12 protein-coding genes and 1 pseudogene are annotated in these 10383 nt (G+C 61.7%); 12 read left to right on the forward strand and 1 reads right to left on the reverse strand.

Features of this window, described 5'->3' with window-relative positions; translation table 11 throughout:
* Window positions 1-133: 133 nt before the first annotated feature.
* From ACYCZJ_RS15905 to ACYCZJ_RS15960, 12 genes and pseudogenes are all read left to right on the forward strand, one after another.
* A pseudogene (locus tag ACYCZJ_RS15905) lies at window positions 134-779 on the forward strand (transposase); the annotation flags it as partial.
* Between the two features lie 130 nt (window positions 780-909).
* Complete coding sequence (gspG, locus tag ACYCZJ_RS15910) at window positions 910-1338, forward strand: type II secretion system major pseudopilin GspG (protein ID WP_461555204.1); 429 nt, start codon at window positions 910-912, stop codon at window positions 1336-1338.
* Between the two features lie 6 nt (window positions 1339-1344).
* Window positions 1345-2532, forward strand: coding sequence for a type II secretion system F family protein (locus ACYCZJ_RS15915; protein WP_461555205.1), 1188 nt, complete (start codon window positions 1345-1347; stop codon window positions 2530-2532).
* Entirely contained in the window at window positions 2529-4250 is a 1722-nt protein-coding gene (locus ACYCZJ_RS15920) for a GspE/PulE family protein (RefSeq protein WP_461555206.1), read from the forward strand. Before ACYCZJ_RS15915 ends, ACYCZJ_RS15920 begins: the two co-directional genes overlap by 4 nt.
* Window positions 4231-5052 carry a hypothetical protein gene (locus tag ACYCZJ_RS15925; protein WP_461555207.1) on the forward strand — a complete coding sequence of 274 codons (822 nt, stop codon included), beginning with the start codon at window positions 4231-4233 and terminating at the stop codon, window positions 5050-5052. The genes ACYCZJ_RS15920 and ACYCZJ_RS15925 overlap by 20 nt, the downstream gene beginning before the upstream one ends.
* 1 nt (window position 5053) lies before the next feature.
* On the forward strand, window positions 5054-5587 hold the full coding sequence (locus ACYCZJ_RS15930; RefSeq protein WP_461555208.1) for a hypothetical protein: 534 nt from the start codon (window positions 5054-5056) through the stop codon (window positions 5585-5587).
* Entirely contained in the window at window positions 5584-6141 is a 558-nt protein-coding gene (locus tag ACYCZJ_RS15935; protein ID WP_461555209.1) for a hypothetical protein, read from the forward strand. Before ACYCZJ_RS15930 ends, ACYCZJ_RS15935 begins: the two co-directional genes overlap by 4 nt.
* Complete coding sequence (locus ACYCZJ_RS15940) at window positions 6141-6659, forward strand: secretion system X translation initiation factor (RefSeq protein ID WP_461555210.1); 519 nt, start codon at window positions 6141-6143, stop codon at window positions 6657-6659. The genes ACYCZJ_RS15935 and ACYCZJ_RS15940 overlap by 1 nt, the downstream gene beginning before the upstream one ends.
* Window positions 6659-8707 carry a secretin N-terminal domain-containing protein gene (locus ACYCZJ_RS15945; RefSeq protein ID WP_461555211.1) on the forward strand — a complete coding sequence of 683 codons (2049 nt, stop codon included), beginning with the start codon at window positions 6659-6661 and terminating at the stop codon, window positions 8705-8707. Before ACYCZJ_RS15940 ends, ACYCZJ_RS15945 begins: the two co-directional genes overlap by 1 nt.
* Entirely contained in the window at window positions 8704-9186 is a 483-nt protein-coding gene (locus tag ACYCZJ_RS15950) for a prepilin-type N-terminal cleavage/methylation domain-containing protein (protein WP_461555212.1), read from the forward strand. Before ACYCZJ_RS15945 ends, ACYCZJ_RS15950 begins: the two co-directional genes overlap by 4 nt.
* The gene (locus tag ACYCZJ_RS15955) at window positions 9186-9566 is read left to right on the forward strand and encodes a type IV pilin protein (RefSeq protein WP_461555213.1); all 381 of its coding nucleotides are present in this window, start codon (window positions 9186-9188) and stop codon (window positions 9564-9566) included. The genes ACYCZJ_RS15950 and ACYCZJ_RS15955 overlap by 1 nt, the downstream gene beginning before the upstream one ends.
* A 3-nt stretch (window positions 9567-9569) precedes the next feature.
* Complete coding sequence (locus tag ACYCZJ_RS15960) at window positions 9570-10091, forward strand: type II secretion system protein (RefSeq protein ID WP_461555214.1); 522 nt, start codon at window positions 9570-9572, stop codon at window positions 10089-10091.
* Here the strand turns inward: ACYCZJ_RS15960 and ACYCZJ_RS15965 are convergent.
* A partial coding sequence (locus tag ACYCZJ_RS15965; RefSeq protein WP_461555215.1) for a hypothetical protein occupies window positions 10078-10383 on the reverse strand: 306 nt, incomplete at its 5' end. The two genes, ACYCZJ_RS15960 and ACYCZJ_RS15965, sit on opposite strands and share 14 nt — an antisense overlap.

Consider the following 10383-nt stretch of genomic DNA (forward strand, 5'->3'; position numbering starts at 1 on the left):
GGGTTAAATAGGGCGAAGAACGCCAAAAGCAGCGTGGAAAATTGCATTTCCTGAGCATTTCACGCTGCCGTTTGAAAATTTGAAGCGGAGCCGTCTGCTGCTGCGCGGCAGGCGGGGTTGTTCAGAGTATCCCAAACTCTATGCCCTGCATGCCCCGGAAGTCGAGTGCATCGGGAAAGGGAAAGCCCGGAAGCCTTACGAGTTCGGCGTCAAGGCCAGCATTGCCGTCACGCACAAGAGCGGGCTGGTCGTCGGGGCGCAAACCTTTCCCGGAAATTCCTACGACGGACATGCCCTGAACCGGCAACTGGAGCAGACCACGATTCTGCTGGAGGACACCGGCAAGACAACCGAAGCAGGTCGTTGTTGATCTGGGCTATCGCGGCGTGGATAAAGACAACCCCGATGTCGAGATCATCCATCGAAGCAAGTACACGTCGCTGACAAAGCAACAGCGCCGCTGGCTCAAGCGGCGGCAGGCGGTGGAACCGGCGATTGGGCATTTGAAGTCGGATAACCGCATGGGCCGGTGCTGGCTACCGGGACAACTTGGCGATGCGCTGCATGCGGTGCTCTGTGCCGCGGGCTACAACCTGCGCTGGTTGCTGAGAGCGATGGTTCGTCTGGGCCTGAAGGCGCTTTTATTGCGCCCGATATTTCTGGCGCTGTTGGCTGCGTTACTGCGCGCGAATCCGCTCCAGCAAAGTTCACCCGGCGGCGGGGCTTTCGTGGGGGGGCCGCCGCGGGGGGCGTTAAATGAATTTTGCAGGGCCGACTAAATACCACCCCAAAAAAATTGGTTTTACCCATTCCAATTCCACCAAAATTGCTGCGGTAATACCTGAGTCACAATTGGCAGGCAGGATAAGCAGTCTCAACTGTTAAGCCCTGTCAATCAAAGGACATTGGATGCCGCAAGTAAAACAAACCCAGCCTGCGCAGCGCGGCTTCACCCTGCTGGAATTGCTGGTCGTCATGGTCATCATCGGTTTGCTGGTGGGTTATGTGGCGCCCAAATATTTCGCACAGATCGGCAAATCCGAAGTCAAGGCCACCAAGGATCAGATTGATTCGCTCGGCAAGGCGCTGGACCAATACCGCCTCGACACCGGCCACTACCCCACCACCGAACAAGGCCTGGCGGCGCTGGTCACCAAGCCGGCCAGCGAGGCGAAATGGGACGGCCCGTATCTGGTCAAAGCCGTGCCACCCGATCCGTGGGGACGGCCCTATCTGTATAAAAACCCCGGCGAGCACGGCGATTACGATCTGCTGTCGCTGGGCAAGGATGGCCAGGCCGGCGGCACCGGCGAAAACGCCGACATCACCAACTGGTAACCCCGGATGCGTTTCAACATCAAAGCCATGCGCGCCGGTGAAGGCCTGACGGCATTATCATTTGACGCCTCCAACCCGCTCGACGCCACCCGCCAGGCCGAACAGCAAGGCTATACCGTGCTGGCCGTGGCTGCGCACACCACGCTCACCCTGTTCGCGCGCAACCACGCCCGTTTCCCGCTGGTGCTGTTCAGCCAGGAATTGCTCGCCCTGCTCGACGCCGGCCTGCCCCTGGTCGAGGCTGTCGAGACCCTCGCAGAAAAGGAGCACCGCCCGGAAGTGAAGCGCGCCATCGGCCAGGTGATTGCGCTGCTGTATGAAGGGCGCACCCTGTCGCAGGCACTGGAACAATTCCCGCTGTCGTTTCCCGCGCTCTACATTGCCTCGGTGCGCGCCGCCGAACGCACCGGCAACCTGTCGGAAGCGCTGGCGCGCTACATCGCCTATCAAACCCAGCTCGACATCGTCAAAAAAAAGCTGGTGTCGGCGATGATCTACCCGGTCATGCTGGTCAGTGTCGGCGGTCTGGTGACGCTGTTCCTGATGGGCTATGTGGTGCCCAAGTTCAGCCGCATCTTTGACGATGTCGGCGGCCACGTGCCACTGATGTCGCGGCTGCTGATCCACTGGGGCGTATTCATGGAAGGCCATGCTGTGCAGATCGGCATGGGTGTACTGGGCATGGTGGCGCTAGCTATTTATCTGGCACGCCTGCCGGCCATCCGGCGCTGGGCAGGCCTGAAGCTGTGGCGCATCCCGGCGCTGGGCGAACGCATGCGCGTGTACCAGCTGGCGCGCTTTTACCGTACCGTAGGCATGCTGCTGAACGGCGGCATCCCGGTGGTGACTGCGTTGGAGATGGTGCAAGGCCTGCTGCACCCGACGCTGCGCGGGTTGCTGCAGCGTGCCACCACCGACATCCGTGAGGGCAAGCCGACCTCGCAGGCCATGGAAGCGCACCAGCTCACCACGCCGGTCAGCCTGCGCATGTTGCGCGTGGGCGAGCGCACCGGGCGGATGGGTGAAATGATGGAACGCATCGCCGGCTTTTACGATGAGGAAATGGCACGCTGGGTGGACTGGTTCACGCGTCTGTTCGAGCCGATCCTGATGGCGGTGATCGGCGTGCTGATCGGCGGCATTGTGGTGTTGATGTACATGCCGATCTTCGATCTGGCCGGGAGCATCCAGTGAGCGCGAACCCGACCCTGACGCTGCTGCCGCCCACAGCCACATCCGAACCTGCCTCGCCCATCCCAGGCGAATTGCTGCAGGCGGCGCGCGCCGATGCGGTTCGCCTGCGCCGCCGCCTGATCGACGTGCTGGAAGAACAGCTCGACCTGCCCGCGCCCGAATTCACCGCGCGCCTGGGTGCCACGCTGCATTATCCGGTGTTGGGCATGGATCAATTGCACAATCTCACCCCCGCATTCGACCTGCTGCCGTTCCAGCTGGCCCAGCAAAAAACCTGCATCGCGTTTCGCGACGCCGATGCGTGCCTGCTGCTGGTCTGCGGTGATCCGTTTGTGCACGGCCTGCAGGCCTGGGCCGCGGAACGCCTGCCCGCGCCGTTCGTCTGGCAGCTCGCGCATCACGCCGACGTGGCCGCTTTCATGGCGCGCTTCGAGGAATCGATGCGCGCCATGGAGAACGTGTTGACACTGGACGGTACCGACGACCCGGCCGCGCTGCAACTCGCCGACCTGTCCCTGAAAAGCATCAGCGAAGACACCAGCCCGGTGGTGCGGCTGGTGCATTCCACGCTCTACGATGCGCTGAAGACCGGCGCCAGCGATATCCACCTGGAAACCGTCGCCAACGGCCTGGTGATCAAATACCGCATCGACGGCGTGCTGTCCCAGGTCGGCAGCGTGCCGCGCAGCGATTTCGCCGAGCAGGTGGTGTCGCGCATCAAGGTGATGTCCGAGCTGGACATCGCCGAGCGGCGCGTACCGCAGGATGGCCGTTTCAAGGTGTCGATGCGCGGCCGCGAGGTGGATTTCCGCGTGTCCATCATGCCCTCCATCTTCGGCGAGGACGCGGTGCTGCGCATTCTCGACAAGCAGGCGCTGTCCGACCAGGTGAAAGGCTTGCGCCTGGATTTCCTCGGCTTCGATGAACGCACCCTGAAGGCGATGCGCCATCTGTCCAGCGAGCCTTACGGCATGGTGCTGGTGACCGGCCCCACCGGCTCGGGCAAGACCACCACGCTGTACGCCGCGATTACCGAAATCAATCACGGCCACGACAAGATCATCACCATCGAAGACCCGGTCGAGTACCAGCTGGCCGGCGTGCTGCAGATTCCCGTCAACGAAAAAAAAGGCCTGAGCTTCGCGCGCGGCCTGCGCTCGGTGCTGCGCCATGATCCGGACAAAATCATGGTGGGCGAGATCCGCGACCCGGAAACCGCGCAGATCGCGGTGCAGGCGGCGCTCACCGGCCACCTGGTGTTTACCACCGTGCACGCCAACAACGTGTTCGACGTGATCGGCCGTTTCATGCACATGGGGGTGGACCCGTACAGTTTCGTGTCGGCACTGAACGGCGTGCTGGCGCAGCGTCTGGTGCGCATCAGCTGCCCGCACTGCAGCGCGCCGTATGAACCCGCCGATGCGCTGTTGACCGACTCCGGCCTGACCCGTGAGGCTACCGCGGCCTACAACTTTCGCGCCGGCAACGGCTGCGGCCAGTGCCGCGGCTCCGGCTTCAAGGGGCGCAAGGCGATTTCCGAAATCCTCAACCTGAACGACGAAATCCGCGAACTGATTGTGGCACGCGAACCGATCCGCAAGATCAAGGATGCCGCGCGCCGCAACGGCACGCGCTACCTGCGCGAAGGCGCGCTGGAACTGGTGGCCAACGGCGAAACCACCCTGCAGGAGATCAACCGTGTCACCTTTGTGGCGTGACCGTCTGACGCTGGCCATTGCCCCGCAGCGCATCGTGCTGGTGCGCACGCACGGCTGGCTGCGCCCGCAAGTGGTGGCAAAAAGCATCGTGGATGTGCCCGCTGACGGCGGCTGGCAGGCGGCCCTGGATGTGCTGGCCAAGGTATTGCAGCAAGCACCCCAATGGCACGGTCTGGCCGTGCATGTGGTGTTGTCGAATCACTTCGTGCGCTATCAGCTGATCCCGTGGAGCGCACAGATCAGTAACGCCGACGAACGCGCCGCGTACGTGCGCGCGAGCTTTGCCCAGGTGTATGGCGATACCGCAGCGCAATGGGCTTATTCAGTCAGCAACACGCGGCGCGGCGCAGCCTGGTTTGCCAGCGCGGTGGACCAGCCGCTGCTGACGCGGCTGGAAGACACGCTGGGCCAGACGCAATCGCCACTGCGCTCGGCCGCGCCGCATTTGATGCCGGCCTACAATCAGGCACGGCGCGCCATCAAGGAAAAAGATCTGTGGTTCGTGCAGGTGGAACAGCAGAAATTACTGCTGCTACTGATTCTCGACGGCCGCTGGCACGCCGTCAGCAGCCATCCGGTCGATGCCGACTGGCCTGCGCAACTGCCGCTGCTGCTGGAACGCGAGTGGCACCTGCACGGCACCGGCACGATGCCGCGCAAGCTGGTGATGACCGCACCCGACACCCCACCGGCAACACTGGATGAAGCCGGTCAATGGCAGGTGCAGTGGCTGCCGCTGCGATCCCATCCCGGCCTTGATACCGATAGCGCTGCGCCGTATGCCATGGCGCTGGGAACCTGACATGAGCATGCCCGCACTCGCCCTCGATTTCAAACGCACGCCGCGACCCTGGGCTTGGCTCGGCGTGCTGTTGCTGGCAATCGGCGCCGTCTGGCTGGCTCAGGTTGTGAATAGCGCACGCACGCTGAGCGGCCAGATCGACCTGGCCGAAGCGCGTCAGCACAGCATGGCGCGCCACAGCAGAATCAAACTGGCCGCACCGCCGCTGGATGCCGAAGCTCTGCAGCAACAGATCAAGCAGGCGAATGCGATACTGCAGCAGCTGGACCTGCCGTGGAACGCGCTGTTCCAGACCCTGGAAACCACGCGCGACAAGGACGTCGCCTTGCTGACCATCCAGCCGGATGCCACCAAACATCGGGTGCGTATCGGTGGAGAAGCCAAAAATCTGCCGCAATTGCTGGTGTATATCGCGCATCTGGAGCAGGGCCGCGTACTCAGGCACATCTATCTGACCAGCCACGAAATACGCACCCAGGAAGCCGAACAGCCGGTGCGCTTCACCCTGCTTGCCGACTGGGCGGATCAGCCATGAATACGCTGTCCGCCACGCTACGCCGTCTGTATGACAGCCTGGGCTGGCCCGGTGTGGCAGGCCTCGCCATGCTGCTGCTGGCGGGCGGCATGACGCTCTCCCTCGTGCAACCGAAAACAGCGCAACTGGCCGAACTGAAACAGGCCAACCAGTCCCTCAAAACCCGCATTGCCCAAGCCGCGCGCGACGGGATTCCGGCCACCGGCAGCCAGGACGATCTGACCCGCTTCTACGGCTTTTTTGATGGCCCCGCCGCGACGCAGTGGCTGGATAAAACATATGCCGCAGCGGCCGCGCAGGACCTGGTGCTGACGCAGGGCGAATACCGCATGACACCGGACCGTACCGGCAAACTGGCGCGCTACCAGATCACCCTGCCGGTCAAAGGCAGCTATGTGCAAATCCGCCGCTTTGTTGCGCAGGTGCTGAAGGATGTGCCGGTGGCGGCATTGGAAGATATCAGTTTCAAGCGCGAAACCATCGGCACCGCGCAGCTTGAAGCGCACATCAAGCTGACGCTGTTCCTCGATGCGGATCAGGCGGGGGTGCATTGATGGCACTGACGCTGCGTACCCGCCGCATACTGCTGGGTGCCGCGCTGGCAGCCACGCTGATCGCGGTGGCTTGGGCACACCAACAAAGCCAGGACGAAGCGGCATCTGCAATGGTGGCACCAGTCAAGGAAAAGACCGCACGACGCGTCGATACGCGCGCCGACGTGCATCTCGCGCTCGATAAACTGCACCGCCCAAACGATGCCAGGCTGACCGACATCCAGGACGTCTTCCAGACGCAATCCTGGTATGTGCCCCCTCCGCCGCCAGCCGCTTTGCCCGCCGTGCCGCCTCCACCGCCCGCGCCGCCGCCCCTGCCGTTCGCCTATATGGGCCAGCTGCTGGACAACGGGAAGCTGACTGTCTTCCTCACCCGCCAGGACCAGAATTACGCCGTGAAGCCGGGCGATACCCTGGACGGCACCTATCGCGTGGACAGCGTTGAAGCGCAACGCGTGGTGTTCACTTATTTACCGCTCAACATGCAGCAGACGCTCGCCACAGGAAATTTGAATTGATGAAAACGATCAGAACAATCGGTTTGGGGCTACTGCTGGCGCTGCTGCTGGGCGCGTGTACGGCCGGGCGCCGCGCCTTCGACGAGGGCCGCGACAACATCCATCACGGCAATATCGAAGCCGGCCTGGCCGCGCTGGAGAAGGCGCAGCAACAGAATGCCGGCAACATCGAATACAAAAGCTATTATCTGCGCCAGAAGGAACTGTATATCCGGCAACTGCTGAACCGCGGCGATGCCGAACGCGCAGCCAAAAAATATGCCGATGCCGACGCCACCTACCAGCATGTGTTCCAGTACGACCCCGGCAACCAGCACGCCAGCGATGCGATCAAGGGTATCCGTCACGATCGTCGCCACGATGCCATGGTGGTGGATGCCGCCACGCTGCTGAAGGCAGGCAAGACCGAGGAAGCCCAGGCCATCGTGCACACCGTGCTGGCTGAAGACCCACGCCAGGAAGCTGCACGCAAAATTGCCCGCGAACTGGAACAGCGCGCCGCCACCCAAAAATCCGCCGAACCGGCGCTGGGCGCGGCGTTCCGAAAGCCGATTTCGCTGGAATTCCGCAACGCCAGCCTGCAGGCCATCTTCGAAGTCATTTCGCGCGCCACGCAAATCAATTTCGTGTTCGATCACGATGTGCGTCCCGATCTCAAATCGACCATCTTCGTGAAAAACACCAGCATTGAGGACGTCATCAATCTGCTGATGGTGACCAACCAGTTGCAGATGCGCGTGCTCAACGCCGACACCGTGCTGATCTATCCCAACACGCCGGCCAAGGCGCGCGAATACCAGGAGCTGATGGTGCGCGCATTCTATCTGGGCAACGCCGACGTGAAACAGACCCTCAACATGATCAAGACGCTGGTCAAGACCCGCGACGTGTTCATCGACGAAAAGCTCAACCTGCTGGTAATGCGCGACACTCCTGACGCCATCCGCCTCGCCGAAAAACTCATCGCCACGCAGGACCGCGCCGAGCCGGAAGTGATGCTGGAAGTGGAAGTGCTGGAAGTGAAGCGCAGCCGCCTGATGGATATGGGCATCCAGTACCCCAACACGTTTACCGCGCTGAACATCGCCAATCAGACCACGCAGACCTTCCAGGGCGGCACCGCGGTGGTCAGCGCGCCGTCGCAGACCCAGAACATCCTCACCGTCGATACCCTGAAAAGCCTGGGTGCGGGGAATATCGCGGTGTCGCCCAATCCGCAGCTGAACCTGAAGAAAGAAGACGGCGACGTGCAGATTCTCGCCAACCCGCGCATCCGCGTGATGAACAAGCAGAAAGCCAAAATCCATATCGGCGACAAGGTGCCGGTGATCACCACCACCAGCACCGCCAATGTGGGCGTGTCGGAATCGGTGAGTTACCTGGACGTGGGCCTGAAGCTGGATGTGGAACCGCGCGTGTACCTGGATAACGAGGTGGGCATCAAGGTCGGGCTGGAAGTCTCCAACATCGTGCGCGAAATCCGCAGCAACAGCGGCACGCTTACCTATCAGATCGGTACCCGCAATGCGGATACCGTGCTGCGCCTGAAGGACGGCGAAACGCAGATCCTGGCCGGGCTGATCAGCGACGAGGACCGGCGCAGCGCCAGCAAGATTCCCGGCCTGGGCGACCTGCCCATGCTGGGCCATCTGTTCTCCACCCATCATAACGAGGCCAACAAGACCGAGATCATTCTGCTGATTACACCGCACATCATCCGCAACCTGACCCCGCTGGATGCGAATCAGAGCGAATTTGCCGCAGGTACCGAGTCCTCGGTCGGCGGCGCACCATTGACCTTGCGTCAACCACCCGTGACAGCGACACCGGCAGCACCGCCGCTGCTCATGCTGCCCGGGGCATCTGTCGCTCCTGTCGCGCCCCGCGGCTTGCCTGGCGCGGCTTTGCCTGCACTGGCACCGCTGTCGGCGCCCGCACCGGCAACGCCTGCACCTGAGCCCACACCGGCACCGGATTCAACGCCCGATCCGGCGCTGGTGCCGACCCCTACGCTGTTGCCGGCACCCGATCCGGCCAACCCGCAATGATGCATGCGCGCGGCTTCACGCTGCTTGAACTACTGGTCACCGTGGTCATCGTGGGGCTGCTGGCCACCATTGCCTTGCCGATGACCGAGCTGAGCGTGCAGCGTTCCAAAGAGCAGGAACTGCACCGCGACTTGCGCGAAATCCGCTCCGCCATTGATGCCTACAAGAAGATGTGGGACGTGCCCAATGGTCCTATCCAGAAAGAAGGCCTGGATAATTCCGGCTATCCAAAAACGCTGAATGTGTTGGTAGAGGGCGTGGAAGATTCCAAAAGCCCCACGCACAGAAAAATCTATTTCCTGCGCCGTATTCCGCGCGATCCGTTCAGCCGGGACACCACCAGCCCAGCGGCCGATACCTGGGGCAAGCGCTCGTACAAAAGTCCGCCCGACGACCCGCAGGAAGGCGATGATGTGTACGACGTGTATACGCTGAGCAAGGGCGTGGGCCTGAACGGCGTACCGTACCGGGAGTGGTGATGACCCGAAAAACAGCGCGCGGGTTTACGCTGATCGAGCTGCTGGTGGTGATGGCGATCATCGCCCTGCTGTTATCGATCGCCACCCCACGCTATTTCAACAGTGTGGAAAAAACCAAGGAAGCCGTGCTGCACCAGGACCTGTCGACAATGCGCGACGCCATCGATAAGTATTACGGCGATACCGGCAGCTATCCCGACAACCTCGATGATCTGGTCAGCAAAAAATATCTGCGCAAGCTGCCGGTGGATCCGGTCACCGATAGTGCCACCACCTGGGTGGTGGTGCCACCCGGCGACGCCGACAAAGGCGGCGTATACGATCTGCACAGCGGCGCGCCTGGCAACGGCCGCGACGGCACGCCGTATTCGGGCTGGTAAACCATGCATCAGCGCGGCTTTACCTATCTGGCGGTGTTGTTCATGGTGGCGATCATGGGTGCAGTGCTGGCGGCCACCGCGATGGTCTGGCACACGGTAGCGCAACGCGACAAGGAACAGGAACTGCTCTTCGCCGGTCACGCCTTCCGGCGCGCGATCGGACTGTATTACGAGCGCACCCCGGGTGCGGTCAAGCAGTATCCGAAAAAGCTGGGCGACCTGCTCGAAGACAAGCGCCAGGTCAGCCTGACGCGCTATTTGCGCAAAATCTATATTGATCCACTCACGGCCAGCAAGAAATGGGGGGTAGTACCCGGCCCAGGCGGCACCATTATGGGGGTGTATAGCCGTTCCGAGGGGACGCCGATCAAGACCGGGAACTTCGACAAGGCCGATCAGGACTTTGCCGGGAAAGGCAGCTATCAGGACTGGCAGTTTGTCTATGCGCCGACACAAGTGATTCCGGTTGCGGCTGTTCCACCGGGGCCAGGTGCACCTGGCGGGTCGACGGCTATTCCACAATAATGCAAAGCCCGCCGAAAATATTTACGATGTTAATGGAACAGTGATGGCTCGCGTTGAGAGGTTTTTCGAATGTGGCGAGCGTATGTTTGAAATTCCATTTAGAGCGTGTCAATGCGGTCGAACATGCAATTTGAAACCAGTTTGCCCGGTCTATTTCAGTATTTAAGGGATGCTCTGAACAACCCCGCCTGCCGCGCAGCAGCAGACGGCTCCGCTTCAAATTTTCAAACGACAATGTGAAATGCTCAGGAAATGCAATTTTCCTCACTGCTTTTGGCGTTCTTCGCCCTAT

The sequence above is a fragment of the Sulfuriferula sp. genome (assembly GCF_054605375.1).